We start from the raw sequence: 13,919 nt of genomic DNA on the forward strand, positions 1-13,919 counted from the left end.
CGATGCCTGAAACCATCATTAAACACGCAAGTAAAACCGCATTCACACTGATGGCGTTTGCGATTGTATTTACGTCACTCATGGCTTATGTGTACAGCGTGACCAAAATACCTATTGAGCAAAGTGAAGCAGCAGCGCGCATGAGTTTATTTAGACAAATCATGCCGGAGCATCTGCATGACAACGATTTACTCAAGGATACAGTGACGATCCCTCCTGACCCACTGCTTGGCAATACCCAGCCGACCATCGCTAATATTGCGCGCTTACAGCACCAACCATCGGCCATTATTTTGGAAGCCATTGCGCATGATGGCTACAGTGGCGACATCAAATTATTACTGGCCATTCAAGCAGATGGCGTAGTGAGCGGCGTGCGCGTAATCACCCATAAAGAGACACCGGGGCTGGGTGATTATATTGATATTGCCAAGAACAATTGGATTAAACTTTTTGATGGCGAATCACTCAACACTGCATCAGCGCTTGATTGGCATGTTAAAAAAGACGGGGGCAAGTTTGATTACATGGTAGGTGCGACGATTACGCCACGTGCAGTAGTAGGCGCCGTACATAAAGCGCTACAATATGTCGATCTTAATAAACAAACCCTATTTGCGGCACACGATAGCAGTGACCAAACGCAGGAGAAACCGTGAGTCAATTTAAAGAAATTGCCCATAACGGGCTGTGGAAACAAAACCCAGGCGTAGTACAGCTACTCGGTTTATGCCCAACACTGGCCGTTACAACCTCCGTGGTCAATGGTGTCAGCCTTGGCTTAGCCACTGCACTGGTCATGGCTGCCGCCAATGGCGCTGTGTCACCGGTACGTAGATTTGTACCGGATGAGATTCGCGTACCAGTGTTTATCTTGGTGATTGCTGCGTTGGTCACCATGATTGATTTAGCCATTCATGGGTTTGCAGAACCCTTGCACAAAGTACTCGGTATTTTTATTCCGTTAATTGTTGTGAATTGCATCGTATTGGCGCGGGTTGAATCTTTTGCAGCCAAAAATGCGCCTGCACCGGCTATATTCGATGGCTTTATCATGGGTATCGGCCTCACTATCGTGCTGGGATTGCTGGGTGGCATCCGCGAAGTGGTCGGCAAGGGTACTTTATTTTCCGGGTTGGATTTGGCACTGGGGCCACAATTCAAATCGTATATCCTGACGGTGATTCCGGATTATCATGGCTTTTTGCTTGCGATTTTACCGCCAGGCGCATTTTTAGGATTAGCGAGCCTGATTGCTTTACGCAACTGGGCAGAGATTCGCAAATCTAAGCCGCAAGCAGCAAGCACCAGTGCACTCAAACCTAGCCATTAAATCAGGTGGTGGGTCATGAATGCCGAAAAAAGAGAAGCTATTTTTAATCGTTTACGCGCGGCTATTCCTAACCCGACCACCGAGCTTGAGTACACCTCCACGTTTGAACTGCTAATCGCCGTGATTTTGTCTGCCCAAGCCACAGACAAAGGCGTCAATATCGCCACGCGCAAATTATTCGCCGTTGCCAACACACCGCAAGCCATTGCTGCATTAAGCATAGAAGGTCTAGAGCCTTATATCAAAACCATCGGCTTATACCACGCCAAAGCCAAAAATGTGATCGCGTGCTGCGAACAGCTTGTTACCTTGCATCAGGGAGCAGTACCAAACACGCGCGAAGCGCTGGAAGCACTGCCCGGTGTGGGTCGCAAAACTGCCAATGTTATTCTCAATACTGCGTTTGGCCAACCGACCATTGCGGTCGATACACATTTGTTTCGCTTGGGTAATCGCACCAAATTAGCAACTGGTAAAAACGTACTGCAAGTCGAGCAAAAGTATTTAAAAACCATCCCAAAGGCATTTTTGCAAGATGCGCACCATCTGCTTATTTTGCATGGGCGCTATACCTGTACGGCACGCAACCCTAAATGCGGCGAGTGCTGTATTGTCGACCTATGTGAATATCCCGACAAAACGATTCCTAAACCACATCTGATGGCGGGTGAAGGCCTACTGATGCGCAACACGCCTCTATCAGAGTAACACTAGCATGACTGCTGCATCACTTCCGTTAAAAGTAGCCACTGGCTTAGCGCACGGCCCAAGTGCAGACCCGGAACTTGCAACGCAAGCGGTACAGGCTGCATTAGAAAAAGCAGGCATAACATCGGCGCAATGTGTGGTGTTATATCTCACCTCTGAGTTTGCACACGCGCCACAAGCGGCGATTCGTGCTGCGTCTAAAGCCGCCAATTGCACACAGGTCATTGGCTGCTCTGCGCTAGGCATCTTCACCGAGGAAGATTGGATATTGGATGGTGCGGCGGTAGCGGCGCTGGTACTTTCTCAAGATATTTTCTCTAGCCACCCATTACATGTAGAGGGCAGTCAACATTTACTGACACTTGCTGCGCCCAGTGCAATCAATGCCAGCTGGTTAGCAAGCACGCATGCTCGGTTTGGCGGCATTTCCGGCGATGCTTCCGGCAGTGGTGCTTTCTCGGTATGGCAAGATGGCAAAGGCATCTCTCAAGGTTATTGTGCGTTGGCAATCCAGCACTGCGATGTCGCGATCGCGGCCAGTCATGGTCTTAAATGGTTGTCTAGCCCTAGAAAAGTCTCAACCAGCCTGCGCTTTGAGCTGCAGTCTATTGCCAACGTCACCGCATACACTAGCTTAAATATGGCCTATCAAACGCTTGATGTGGCCACCGAACCCCTGCCACTACATTTACTAAATGTGGCTTATGCACAGTCTTCCAAAGCGTTTGCGCAAAACCAATACGAGTTGGCCAGTATCATCATTGCAAACGAAGATACCCAAAGCCTGACGCTATCGCACCCAATACCTGAAGGCTACTGGATACGCTGGGCATTGCGCGATGCGGACAGTGCGCAAAGTGATTTACATAGCACGGCACAGCAACTTACACAAACATTACAAGGCGCACCAGCATTTGCTTGCATGTTTTCTTGTTTGGCGCGTGGCCCATATTATTATGGCGGCAATGATGAAGACTTACGCCTGCTGAAAGCCAACTTTCCCAACATGCCGATTATTGGGTTTTACGGTAATGGGCAGATTGCACCCATGATGCAACAAAATACGCTATTGCAGCATTCCATCGTGCTCGCATTATTTGGCCAACAAAAGGAAGCGCATGAGTCTGTTTAACCCTAGCCGCGATGAAGTCCGTGCATTTTTCTTTGATGCATGGGCAAAATTTAACACGCAGCAAACTCTGACAGATTTAGAAAAACTCGGGGTATCCATCATGCACATGCATCCGGAATACCATGGGATTTTAAACGACCCAGAACACTATCAACACCAAGCCTATTTTCCAGAAATGGGAGAAACCAACCCGTTTCTGCATATGAGTCTGCACCTCTCCATTCTAGAGCAGCTCAGCATTAACCAACCCACTGGCATTGTCGCCATCTACGAGAAATTAAAAGTAAAGCATCAAGATGAACATGAGGCACAGCACGATTTGTTAGAGTGCCTAGCCGAAACCATTTGGCTGGCGCAACGTAACCAAACACCGCTGGATGCTGCGCATTATTTAGCGCTCATGCAACAAAAAAGTGGCGCTATTGCGTAATCAGAATGAACATGATTGAATGCTTGCCATGAAAACACCTAATGTGCATGACTGGCTCACAGAACATAGCGATTACCTGTATCGTTTTGCACTCGCCAGATTGCGTGACCCACACCTTGCAGAAGATGTAGTACAAGAGACATTTATCGCCGCCATCAAAAGCCCCAGTTTTGCAGAACAGTCTGCACCGCGCACTTGGCTTACCGGCATCCTTAAACATAAAATCATTGATGTCATGCGTAAGAATATGCGTGAAGTGGTTGCAACTGATTTGATGCATGAAGAAGATGCCAATATGGATGAGTTTTTTGACGAGACCGGTCATTGGGCTGAAAAACCCTTGGCTTGGGATATTCCCCACGATGCGCTTGAGCAAAAACAATTTTTAGTGATTTTGCAGCAATGCATGGATAAGTTACCTAGTAAATTAGCCGCACTTTTTCTGATGCGTGATATTCATGAAACCGACAATGAAGAAATTTGTAAGGAGTTGAGCATCACGTCGACCAATGCTTGGGTAATGTTGTACAGAGCCCGGATGGGCATCAGAAAGTGTTTAGAAATTCATTGGTTACAGGCCTAAATATTAAGAAAGGAAGCAGACAAAAATGTTGAATTGTAAACAAACCAGTCAGCTTGTTTCTCAATCCTTAGACCGTCGTTTAAGTTTACGGGAACGAATTGCAGTACGCTTACATCTACTTATTTGTAAGTATTGCAAACGATTCAGCCAACAGTTGTTAGCTATACGCATCGGCTTACAACGCATGACAAAATCGATGGAAGAAGACACGCACCTGAATATGCCATCTGAAACCAAAGCACGTATCGCCAAGGCTTTAGAAGCTGAATCGAAGTAAGCGTGTGACAACAACGTATTACTTATTTATTTAACTCATAAGGAAATAATCATGAAATCAAATACATCTTTAGCATTGGCAATGACTGGCGCTATCGCACTGAGTTTAGGTGCAGCGAGTGTACAAGCAGGTGAAAATCCATTTGCGATTAAACCGCTATCTAGCGGCTACCAAGTGGCAGATCATCATGAAAAAGCCAAAGACGGCAAATGTGGCGAAGGCAAATGTAGTGCCGAAATGAAAGCCAAAGAAGGTAAATGTGGTGACAAAGCGAAAGACGGCAAATGTAGCGCTGAGAACAAAGCCAAAGACGGGAAATGCGGCGAAGGTAAATGCAGCGCTGAAATGAAGAAAGAAAAAGAAAGTAAATAACTTCTGCCTGTTCCATGTCTACATTGGCTGACATTCAAGGTGCCGGGTTGGGGTTAAAGCGCGAGCTGATTCCCCAATTCCAGCAGTTTTACCAAGACCCTCATATTGCCAATATCCAATTTGTTGAAATCGCACCTGAAAACTGGTTAGGCGTAGGCGGTAAAGCGCTGCATGATTTAACTTGGTTTGCAGAACGCTACCCCATGGTGTGTCATGGGCTTTGCTTATCACTCGGTGGGCCTGACCCACTGAATATTGATTTTTTAAAGCAGGTAAAGTCTTTTCTAAGCCATTATCAAATTCCGCTTTATACCGAGCATCTCAGCTATTGCAGTGATATTCAACATGGAGAAGCAGGCTACCTCTACGACTTACTGCCCATTCCATTTACAGAAGAAGCTGTGCATTACGTTGCACAACGCATACGCCAAACCCAAGACATTTTGGGACAACGCATTGCTGTTGAGAATACTTCGTTCTATGCAGCCTGCCCAATTTCAAGTATGGATGAGATATCCTTTTTGAATGCAGTGCTGACCGAAGCAGATTGCTGGTTGCATTTGGACATCAACAATATTTATGTGAATAGCGTGAATTTTGGCTTTGATGCGCACGCGTTCTTACAGCAGATTCCAGGTGAACGTATCGTCTACAGTCATATCGCCGGCCACTACCAAGAAACTCCCAACTTATTGATCGATACACACGGTAAAGATGTGATTGATCCGGTATGGTCATTATTAGATGAGGCTTACCGTTTATTTGGTACGTTCCCAACATTATTGGAACGTGACAGTAACATTCCACCGTTGCTGGATTTGGTGAAAGAGATCGACACGATTGCAGCGTATCAAAATCGTTACGGTTTATTACCTATTGCCAAGGCAACACCGCTCCAAGCAGCATTGGTTGCCGTGTAATGGCTGCACTTCCGGCATTTCAGCAATACCAACTGGCGTTCACCGCGCATATTCGCAACCCTAAAGTACATGCCAAACCAGCGGGCGTAGCAAACCAACGCATGGCCGTGTACCGCCATGCTATTTTCAATAATTTTTTCAATATCGTGTCAGCTTGCTTCCCGGTATGCCAGCAGGTGTTGGGGGTACGCGCATGGAAAAAACTCATACGTCGCTATGTCGCAGCACATGCGGCCAAAACACCTGTGTTTAGAGAAATTCCCGAATCGTTTGTGGCATGCTTGGTCAGCATGGAAGATGTTCCCGCCAATATCAAAGCATTGGCACATTACGAATGGGTAGAGTTAGCAGTGAGTCACCTACCGGCATCTAACTTGCCGCTGAGTGTGCAACACGATCTACTTGATGAAATACCGCTGCTTGCACCCCACCAGCTACTGGCTTATGACTACCCTGTGCACTACATTTCACGCCAATTTATTCCGAGAGACATCACGCCTACGTACCTACTGGTATTTCGAGACCCTCACTTTGCGGTGCAGTTTATTGAATTGAATGCAGTCACGTTTCGATTATTAAGCATACTTAGCAAACAAACACTTACAGGAAGACAGGCGCTGACCATGCTCGCAGAAGAGCTAGGGCAAACCGATGCGCAAGCCATCATTCAATTTGGCACAGGCATTTTGCATGATTTGCTGACACAGCAAGCATTGCTAGGTTCCACGACTAGTAACGCCAACGCTACCTAGATATAACCTTTAACGACCTCTATACAAAAAAAAGCCAGCATACGCTGGCTTTTCATACTGATATGGCTTACTTAATCACCAAACAATGTGGATGCTCTATCATCTGCTTGGGCAATAATGCTTTGTTTACTCGCGTCGTCCATATCCCACCAAGCTTGAATCTCTTCTATGGTGCGGTAACAACCTAAACATAAACCACTTAAATCATCCATGCTGCATACACCAATACAAGGTGATGCTACCGTTTTCTCACTCATCATGCTGCCTTTAACTTAATACGCCGTGGCAGTTTTTATACTTTTTGCCAGACCCACAAGGGCAAGGGTCATTGCGGCCTACTTTAGCGCCATCACGTACAACGGGCTGACCACTCGCTAGCTGCGCTTCTTCATCTGCACTCGGATTCGCTAATGCCTCATCATAATCAGCATGTTGGTATTGCACGTTTTCTACTTGTGCTACTGGTTCAACAGCCTCTACATCTTCTTGCGTACGCACCTGTACCAACATCGTAATACGTGTCACTTCACTTTTTACAGTATTCAGTAAGCCTTCAAACAATTGGAAAGCCTCGCGCTTATATTCTTGTTTAGGATTTTTTTGCGCATAAGAGCGTAAGTGAATCCCCTGACGCAAATGATCCAAAGCGGCCAAGTGCTCACGCCAGTGATTATCTAAACTTTGCAACATGACAGAACGCTCAAAGTTACGGATATTCTCAGGGCCTGCTAATACCTCTTTCTCGGCATAGGCTTTATCCGCGGCCTCAAAGATACGCTCACGCAAGGTTTCTTCATGCAAATCTGGATTTTCTTCTAACCATGTTGCAATCGGCAAATCTAAACCCGCATCTGCAAACAAGTTCTTCTCTAAGCTAGATACATCCCACTGCTCTTCTACACTGCCTGGCGGCACATAGGTTTCAAACACGCTGTTCAACACATCGTGGCGCATGGCCTGAATCGTTGCGCCTACATCATGCGCTTCTAACAATTCATTGCGTTGCTCGTAAATCACTTTACGTTGATCATTGGCCACATCATCAAATTCCAACAACTGTTTACGAATATCAAAGTTACGGCCTTCTACTTTACGTTGGGCATTCTCAATAGCACGCGTCACCATCGAATGCTCAATCGCTTCTCCTTCTGGCATATTCAATCTGGCCATAATGGCAGACACACGCTCGCCGGAGAAAATACGTAATAATTGATCGTCTAACGATAAATAGAAACGGCTAGATCCAGGATCACCTTGACGACCGGCACGACCACGCAACTGGTTATCCACACGACGCGATTCATGACGCTCCGTACCAATAATATGCAAGCCGCCTGAAGCCAGCACTGCATCATGACGTTGCTGCCACTCTGCTTTCAATTGCTCTGCTTTGGTTTGCTTTTGCGTTTCACTCAAGTCGGCATCTTGATTCACTGCGTGAATCGCCGCTTCCGGATTGCCACCCAGCACAATGTCTGTACCACGGCCTGCCATATTGGTCGCAATGGTAATCACGCCCGGACGACCCGCTTCAGCCACAATATGCGCTTCACGCTCATGCTGTTTAGCGTTCAATACTTGGTGCTCTAGTTTGGCTTTGGTCAGTAAATTAGAAATTAACTCAGAGTTTTCAATGGAGGTAGTACCCACCAGCACTGGCTGACCTTTTGCCTGACACTGTTTAATATCTTCAATGACCGCATTGTATTTTTCCATCGCTGTGCGATACACCTTGTCCATTGCATCTTTACGTTGCATCGGGCGATGTGTTGGCACTACCACGGTCTCTAAGTTATAAATTTGATTAAATTCATAAGCTTCAGTATCCGCCGTACCTGTCATGCCACTTAGTTTGGCATACATGCGGAAATAATTTTGGAAGGTGATTGAAGCTAAGGTTTGATTCTCTTTTTGAATCGCAACGCCTTCTTTCGCCTCCACTGCTTGGTGTAAACCATCAGACCAGCGACGTCCCGGCATCATACGGCCAGAGAACTCATCAACGATAATCACTTCATCATCACGCACCACATAGTGCTGATCTTTATTGAATAGATTTTGCGCACGCAATGATGCGTACAAATGATGCACCAAGGTAATATTGGCAGCTTCGTATAAACTTGAGCCTTCTGGCAATAAACCTGAACTGGTTAAGATTTGCTCAGCGTGCTCGTGACCTGCTTCACTCATGGTCACTGTTTGGGCTTTTTCATCCACCCAATAGTCGCCTTCACCCTCTTCTTCTTTTTGCGCTGTCAGCTGTAATGCTACGGCGTTAATTTGGTGATACAAATCAATACTGTGTTCAGCTTGACCAGAAATAATCAATGGCGTACGCGCCTCATCAATTAAAATCGAGTCCACTTCATCCACTAACGCATAACTTAATGTGCGCTGTACACGCTCTTCGCGACTAAACACCATATTGTCACGCAGGTAGTCAAAGCCAAACTCGTTATTGGTGCCGTAAGTGATGTCCGCAGCATACGCTTGTTGTTTCACATCATGCGGCATCTGCGATAAGTTAATGCCAACGGTTAAACCAAGGAAATTGTAGAGCTTACCCATCCACTCCGCATCACGCTTGGCGAGGTAATCGTTGACGGTCACAACGTGTACGCCTTTACCAGTCAATGCATTCAAATACGTAGGCAATGTAGCGACTAAGGTTTTACCTTCACCGGTACGCATCTCCGCAATTTTTCCTGCGTTCAGCACCATACCGCCAATCAACTGCACATCAAAATGACGCATACCTAAAGCACGACGACTGCCTTCGCGCACAACGGCAAACGCCTCTGGCAACAATTGCTCTAGCGTTTCGCCTTGTTGATAACGTTGTTTAAACTCTTCTGTTTTTGCACGCAATGCATCATCTGATAATGCTTCGATAGTAGGCTCTAAGGCATTAATGTCTTTAACAGCTTGGCTGTATTGTTTAATCAGCCTCTCATTACGACTACCGAAAAATTTTTTGAACAACGTGGATAACATGAAGAGGCACCAACTTTCCGTAAGGACGGAAACCTAAAAAATAGTGTTAAATTAAAATATTGATATACAGATGGGGATTAAATTAATAATTTCAAATTCATTGCGTTTTTCTCATTACGCTGATTAGCCTGCGCTTCTGTTTAAGTATTGGCGCGGGTCTAAAGCATTACCGTTTAAACGTATTTCATAATGCAAATGTGGGCCGGTAGATCGGCCAGTATTGCCTACTAGCGCAACTTGCTGACCCTTGACCACGCGATCCCCCACTTTCACTATGATTTTAGAGGCATGGGCATAGCGTGTTTCTAATCCTGAACCATGCTGAATCTTTACAATATTACCATAATCCGGCGTTTGCTCTGCGGCTGTCACAATTCCGTCAGCTGCGGCCAGAATCGGCGTGCCAGTATCCGCCGGAAAATCCAAGCCTTCATGAAACGCTTTGTGTCCGTTAAATGGATCGATACGCCAACCATAGCTGGAAGAGTTGTAGCCAGCGCGCACCGGGCTACTGTTAGGCAACATGTCTTTCAACACACTCTGCTGCAAGATTTTTGCTTCAATCACGCTTTGGTATTCATCCCGGGCATCTACGGTATTCATCAATTCTTCAATCGCCGCGATCAAGTCTGACTCAGACATAGGTTTTTCATGTATTAACGGACCACCACGGTTCGGGTCCAACACTTGGGGCGTCTGTTCAGTTTGTGGTGTTTGTTGAGGCTTCTCACCGGCCAGTTTCGCTAGACGTTGGTTCTGTGCATCCAAACGCATAATGCGCGCTTGTAACTCGCCGATTTGTTTGGCATACGCATCCAAATGGCTTTGTGATGAAAGGATAGTCCCCTTTAAATGCGGGGGCAACATGGCTTTAACGCCTTGCTCTTTAATGGTTTGCTTGGGGGTCAGAAATAGTAAAATCATCAACACTGGTAATAACACCAGTGCAGCCACCAAACTCCCTGCTTGCCATGCATTTAAGCTCTTGGCTTTTGCCATTTTGTTTGAAACTAAGATAATATTCATTGCTACCTATTGCCTCTGTAACGTTATGCATAAATTGAATGCGATTTTTGGTCAACACAACCAACTGAATCAACTCACGCAACAAGCGGGAGAGAAGGCGCTCATCAATGCGTTTTGGCTAACGTCTGTGCCCGATTTTTTAGCGGATCACAGTACTGCCAATATACTCAATGATGGCGTGCTAACCGTCTTTGCGACCAATGCCAGCGTTGCAAGTAAAATCAAACTTATGCAAGCTAGCCTATTGAAAGCATTGGAAAATTCCCAAAAAACAATTGGCCAATTCAAGCATTGTAAAGTTACTGTAATTAAGGTGAAAGTGCAAGTAAAATCTACCCCTAAACCACGCACCAAACGCGCAATCAAACTCAGTTCATCTGGCGCGCAACATTTGAATCGCTATGCCAATACGATTGCAGGCACCCCGCTTGGTGACATCCTGAAAAAACTGGCCGCCAAAAGCAGCGAGTAACGCTCACCTGCTGCGGATGCGGGCCAGTCCAAATACTCACCAACGCTCGTATTCTTCTTGCAATTTCTATCCAAAAATCCGTTGGTTGTCGCGCTAGTTGTTTAGTGCCATAATGAAATCAGTTGTTACATAATTCTTACAATTTCTTACAACTGGTTAGCAATTAATTAAGCATTTCAATTACGTTTCAAATTTACAACGATAAATTAGGAGAAGTCATGTCAGTCGCTTTAATGATTGCCATTGCTGCAGCTGTATTAGCAGTACTGTATGGCGTAGTAATGAGTAAATGGATTTCGGGGTTACCAGCAGGCAATGCGCGCATGCAAGAAATTGCAGGCGCGATTCAACAAGGAGCAGCCGCCTATTTAGCACGTCAATATAAGACAATTGCTATTGTGGGCGTGGTACTGGCTGTGTTGATTGCAATATTTTTAAATGTGAATACCGCAATTGGTTTTGTCGTCGGCGCCATTCTTTCCGGCGCTTGTGGCTTTATTGGTATGAATGTCTCGGTGAAAGCCAATGTGCGCACCGCTCAGGCAGCCACCAATGGCATTGGACCAGCATTAGACGTAGCGTTTAAAGGCGGCGCCATCACTGGCATGTTAGTAGTAGGCTTAGGCTTACTAGGCGTTGCCGGTTTTTATATATACCTAGGCGCAGAAAATGCAAGCGATCTTAACCCATTGATTGGATTGGCCTTTGGCTCATCATTAATTTCAATCTTTGCGCGTTTAGGTGGCGGTATATTTACCAAGGGTGCAGACGTGGGTGCAGACTTAGTGGGCAAAGTGGAAGCGGGGATTCCGGAAGATGACCCACGCAACCCTGCGGTGATTGCCGATAACGTCGGTGACAACGTGGGCGACTGTGCCGGGATGGCCGCCGACTTGTTTGAAACGTATGCGGTGACCTTAATTGCGACGATGGTACTCGGTGGCTTAATGGCGGCAGAAGCAGGTGCCAACGCCGTGATCTATCCACTGCTATTGGGCGCGGTATCAATTGTCGCCTCTATCATCGGCTGCTTCTTTGTGAAAGCTTCACCAGGCATGAAAAACGTGATGCCTGCACTTTATAAAGGCTTAGCCGTTGCAGGCGTGTTGTCACTGATCGCCTTCTACTTTGTCACACAGCACCTATTTCCCGAAGGCATCACGTATGGAGACAAAATAGTTACTAGCCAAGCATTATTTGGCGCTTGTGCCGTAGGCTTAATCTTAACAGCCGCATTGGTATGGATTACGGAGTACTACACCGGTACTGATTACGCACCGGTGAAGCACGTAGCCCAAGCATCTACCACTGGTCACGCAACCAACATTATTGCAGGCATTGGCGTGTCCATGAAATCTACGGCATGGCCTGTATTGGCAGTGTGTCTCGCCATTTACACCTCTTACCATTTGGGTGGTTTATATGGTATTGCTATTGCCGCTACCGCAATGTTGAGCATGGCTGGTATTGTGGTGGCACTAGATGCCTATGGCCCCATTACCGATAACGCTGGCGGTATTGCTGAAATGGCAGAACTCCCAAGTAGCGTGCGTGATGTGACAGACCCGTTGGATGCAGTAGGCAATACCACTAAGGCTGTGACGAAAGGGTATGCGATTGGCTCTGCTGGCTTAGCCGCGTTGGTATTGTTTGCCGATTACACGCATAAACTACAAGGCGCAGGCATTGATGTGAAGTTTGACTTGAGCGATCCGATGGTCATCATTGGTTTATTCATCGGCGGTTTGATTCCATTCTTATTTGCTGCGATGGCGATGGAAGCTGTTGGTCGTGCTGCTGGCGCAGTGGTGGAAGAAGTGCGCCGTCAGTTCCGCGATATCAAAGGCATCATGGAAGGCACGGCCAAACCAGAGTACGGCAAAGCCGTAGACATGCTGACGACCGCTGCCATCAAAGAAATGATGATTCCTTCATTATTACCGGTAGTAGCGCCAATTGCTGTAGGGTTATTGCTTGGCCCTGTAGCATTGGGCGGCTTACTAATGGGTACCATCGTCACTGGTTTATTTGTCGCCATCTCCATGTGTACTGGTGGTGGTGCTTGGGATAACGCCAAGAAATATATCGAAGATGGTCATCATGGCGGTAAAGGTTCTGATGCGCATAAAGCAGCGGTAACTGGCGATACCGTGGGTGACCCCTACAAGGATACTGCGGGTCCAGCAGTGAATCCACTAATTAAAATTATTAACATTGTGGCGCTACTGATCGTGCCGCTGTTGCATGTGTAGTCTATTTTTCTCGTAATAAAAAAGGCAGCTTAAGCTGCCTTTTTTATTGCTGTATCTTCAGATGAAGTACACAGGATTAGAACGCTGGTTTTACTTCCGCTGTGTTGTAGCGTGCAACGCCATCCATAATTTCTTTATGCGCCTCTTCAATGCCTTCCCAGCCTTCAATTTTCACCCATTTGCCTTTATCCAAATCTTTGTAATGTTCAAAGAAATGAGAGATCATTTCCAAACGCCATGGTGAAACATCTTTATAGGTTTTTTGATAAGCATATAGACCACAGACTTTTTCCACAGGCACTGCGAGCAATTTTGCATCGCCACCAGCTTCATCCGTCATGTTCAACATACCCAATGCACGGCAACGCACTACTACACCTGGTAACAAAGGCACAGGCGTAATCACCAACACATCTACCGGGTCGCCATCATCAGCCAAAGTGTGAGGGATATAACCGTAGTTACATGGGTATTGCATAGAAGTACCCATAAAGCGATCCACAAAAATCGCACCACTCTCTTTATCGACTTCGTATTTTACAGGGTCACCCTGCATAGGAATTTCGATAATAACGTTAAAATCATTAGGAAGATCTTTGCCAGACGGCACTAAATTGAGCGACATGTTAAATAGAACCCGTGATTGAGAAAAATAAAAGCGGAATTAT

The 13,919-nt window shown here is 46.3% G+C and carries 16 protein-coding genes; 12 read left to right on the forward strand and 4 right to left on the reverse strand.

The window, feature by feature from the left end:
- The first annotated feature begins 2 nt into the window (after positions 1-2).
- The 10 genes from rsxG to A3Q3_RS0107085 are packed head-to-tail and all read left to right on the forward strand — an operon-like array spanning position 3 to position 6,507.
- Entirely contained in the window at positions 3-659 is a 657-nt protein-coding gene (rsxG, locus tag A3Q3_RS0107040; protein ID WP_020182876.1) for an electron transport complex subunit RsxG, read from the forward strand.
- Positions 656-1,333: an electron transport complex subunit E gene (locus tag A3Q3_RS0107045; protein ID WP_020182877.1), complete on the forward strand. Its 678-nt coding sequence runs from the start codon at positions 656-658 to the stop codon at positions 1,331-1,333. Before rsxG ends, A3Q3_RS0107045 begins: the two co-directional genes overlap by 4 nt.
- 15 nt (positions 1,334-1,348) lie before the next feature.
- A complete protein-coding gene (nth, locus tag A3Q3_RS0107050) occupies positions 1,349-2,041 on the forward strand; it encodes an endonuclease III (protein WP_020182878.1) in 693 nt (230 codons plus the stop codon).
- A 7-nt stretch (positions 2,042-2,048) separates the two neighbouring features.
- Positions 2,049-3,173: an FIST C-terminal domain-containing protein gene (locus A3Q3_RS0107055; RefSeq protein WP_020182879.1), complete on the forward strand. Its 1,125-nt coding sequence runs from the start codon at positions 2,049-2,051 to the stop codon at positions 3,171-3,173.
- Positions 3,160-3,603, forward strand: coding sequence for a DUF1841 family protein (locus tag A3Q3_RS0107060; RefSeq protein ID WP_020182880.1), 444 nt, complete (start codon positions 3,160-3,162; stop codon positions 3,601-3,603). The genes A3Q3_RS0107055 and A3Q3_RS0107060 overlap by 14 nt, the downstream gene beginning before the upstream one ends.
- A 28-nt stretch (positions 3,604-3,631) precedes the next feature.
- Entirely contained in the window at positions 3,632-4,186 is a 555-nt protein-coding gene (locus A3Q3_RS0107065) for a sigma-70 family RNA polymerase sigma factor (RefSeq protein ID WP_025224922.1), read from the forward strand.
- A 25-nt stretch (positions 4,187-4,211) separates the two neighbouring features.
- A complete protein-coding gene (locus A3Q3_RS0107070) occupies positions 4,212-4,463 on the forward strand; it encodes a zf-HC2 domain-containing protein (protein WP_020182882.1) in 252 nt (83 codons plus the stop codon).
- 51 nt (positions 4,464-4,514) lie between these two features.
- A complete protein-coding gene (locus tag A3Q3_RS0107075) occupies positions 4,515-4,835 on the forward strand; it encodes a hypothetical protein (RefSeq protein ID WP_020182883.1) in 321 nt (106 codons plus the stop codon).
- 14 nt (positions 4,836-4,849) lie between these two features.
- A complete protein-coding gene (locus tag A3Q3_RS0107080; protein WP_020182884.1) occupies positions 4,850-5,755 on the forward strand; it encodes a DUF692 domain-containing protein in 906 nt (301 codons plus the stop codon).
- The gene (locus A3Q3_RS0107085; RefSeq protein ID WP_020182885.1) at positions 5,755-6,507 is read left to right on the forward strand and encodes a DUF2063 domain-containing protein; all 753 of its coding nucleotides are present in this window, start codon (positions 5,755-5,757) and stop codon (positions 6,505-6,507) included. The genes A3Q3_RS0107080 and A3Q3_RS0107085 overlap by 1 nt, the downstream gene beginning before the upstream one ends.
- 71 nt (positions 6,508-6,578) lie before the next feature.
- Here A3Q3_RS0107085 and A3Q3_RS0107090 read toward each other — a convergent pair whose 3' ends face one another.
- The 3 genes from A3Q3_RS0107090 to A3Q3_RS0107100 all read right to left on the reverse strand — a co-directional run bounded on the left by A3Q3_RS0107090 (position 6,579) and on the right by A3Q3_RS0107100 (position 10,527).
- Positions 6,579-6,767 carry a DUF1289 domain-containing protein gene (locus tag A3Q3_RS0107090; protein WP_232418385.1) on the reverse strand — a complete coding sequence of 63 codons (189 nt, stop codon included), beginning with the start codon at positions 6,765-6,767 and terminating at the stop codon, positions 6,579-6,581.
- 7 nt (positions 6,768-6,774) lie between these two features.
- Positions 6,775-9,501 (reverse strand): preprotein translocase subunit SecA, encoded by a 2,727-nt coding sequence (gene secA, locus A3Q3_RS0107095; RefSeq protein WP_020182887.1) that lies wholly within the window; start codon positions 9,499-9,501, stop codon positions 6,775-6,777.
- 123 nt (positions 9,502-9,624) lie between these two features.
- Entirely contained in the window at positions 9,625-10,527 is a 903-nt protein-coding gene (locus A3Q3_RS0107100) for a M23 family metallopeptidase (protein ID WP_025224928.1), read from the reverse strand.
- A 25-nt stretch (positions 10,528-10,552) separates the two neighbouring features.
- Here A3Q3_RS0107100 and A3Q3_RS13755 point away from each other — a divergent pair, with 25 nt between their 5' ends.
- Together A3Q3_RS13755 and A3Q3_RS0107110 are read left to right on the forward strand one after the other, a co-directional pair.
- A complete protein-coding gene (locus A3Q3_RS13755) occupies positions 10,553-10,999 on the forward strand; it encodes a DciA family protein (RefSeq protein ID WP_020182889.1) in 447 nt (148 codons plus the stop codon).
- Between the two features lie 218 nt (positions 11,000-11,217).
- Entirely contained in the window at positions 11,218-13,251 is a 2,034-nt protein-coding gene (locus A3Q3_RS0107110; protein WP_020182890.1) for a sodium-translocating pyrophosphatase, read from the forward strand.
- A 76-nt stretch (positions 13,252-13,327) separates the two neighbouring features.
- On the opposite strand, the gene ppa is transcribed toward A3Q3_RS0107110, so the two are convergent.
- The gene (gene ppa, locus A3Q3_RS0107115; protein ID WP_020182891.1) at positions 13,328-13,876 is read right to left on the reverse strand and encodes an inorganic diphosphatase; all 549 of its coding nucleotides are present in this window, start codon (positions 13,874-13,876) and stop codon (positions 13,328-13,330) included.
- Between the last annotated feature and the right edge of the window lie 43 nt (positions 13,877-13,919).

The organism is Methylotenera sp. 1P/1 (assembly GCF_000384355.1).
Taxonomy (GTDB): domain Bacteria; phylum Pseudomonadota; class Gammaproteobacteria; order Burkholderiales; family Methylophilaceae; genus Methylophilus.

What these genes read in the sequence shown, in the direction of transcription:
- rsxG (WP_020182876.1), top strand. Translation starts at nt 3, where the DNA reads ATGCCTGAAACCATCATTAAACACGCAAGTAAAACCGCATTCACACTG.
- nth (WP_020182878.1), top strand. Translation starts at nt 1,349, where the DNA reads ATGAATGCCGAAAAAAGAGAAGCTATTTTTAATCGTTTACGCGCGGCT.
- A3Q3_RS0107055 (WP_020182879.1), top strand. Translation starts at nt 2,049, where the DNA reads ATGACTGCTGCATCACTTCCGTTAAAAGTAGCCACTGGCTTAGCGCAC.
- A3Q3_RS0107060 (WP_020182880.1), top strand. Translation starts at nt 3,160, where the DNA reads ATGAGTCTGTTTAACCCTAGCCGCGATGAAGTCCGTGCATTTTTCTTT.
- A3Q3_RS0107065 (WP_025224922.1), top strand. Translation starts at nt 3,632, where the DNA reads ATGAAAACACCTAATGTGCATGACTGGCTCACAGAACATAGCGATTAC.
- A3Q3_RS0107070 (WP_020182882.1), top strand. Translation starts at nt 4,212, where the DNA reads ATGTTGAATTGTAAACAAACCAGTCAGCTTGTTTCTCAATCCTTAGAC.
- A3Q3_RS0107075 (WP_020182883.1), top strand. Translation starts at nt 4,515, where the DNA reads ATGAAATCAAATACATCTTTAGCATTGGCAATGACTGGCGCTATCGCA.
- A3Q3_RS0107080 (WP_020182884.1), top strand. Translation starts at nt 4,850, where the DNA reads ATGTCTACATTGGCTGACATTCAAGGTGCCGGGTTGGGGTTAAAGCGC.
- A3Q3_RS0107085 (WP_020182885.1), top strand. Translation starts at nt 5,755, where the DNA reads ATGGCTGCACTTCCGGCATTTCAGCAATACCAACTGGCGTTCACCGCG.
- A3Q3_RS0107090 (WP_232418385.1), bottom strand. Translation starts at nt 6,767, where the DNA reads ATGATGAGTGAGAAAACGGTAGCATCACCTTGTATTGGTGTATGCAGC.
- secA (WP_020182887.1), bottom strand. Translation starts at nt 9,501, where the DNA reads ATGTTATCCACGTTGTTCAAAAAATTTTTCGGTAGTCGTAATGAGAGG.
- A3Q3_RS0107100 (WP_025224928.1), bottom strand. Translation starts at nt 10,527, where the DNA reads ATGAATATTATCTTAGTTTCAAACAAAATGGCAAAAGCCAAGAGCTTA.
- A3Q3_RS13755 (WP_020182889.1), top strand. Translation starts at nt 10,553, where the DNA reads ATGCATAAATTGAATGCGATTTTTGGTCAACACAACCAACTGAATCAA.
- A3Q3_RS0107110 (WP_020182890.1), top strand. Translation starts at nt 11,218, where the DNA reads ATGTCAGTCGCTTTAATGATTGCCATTGCTGCAGCTGTATTAGCAGTA.
- ppa (WP_020182891.1), bottom strand. Translation starts at nt 13,876, where the DNA reads ATGTCGCTCAATTTAGTGCCGTCTGGCAAAGATCTTCCTAATGATTTT.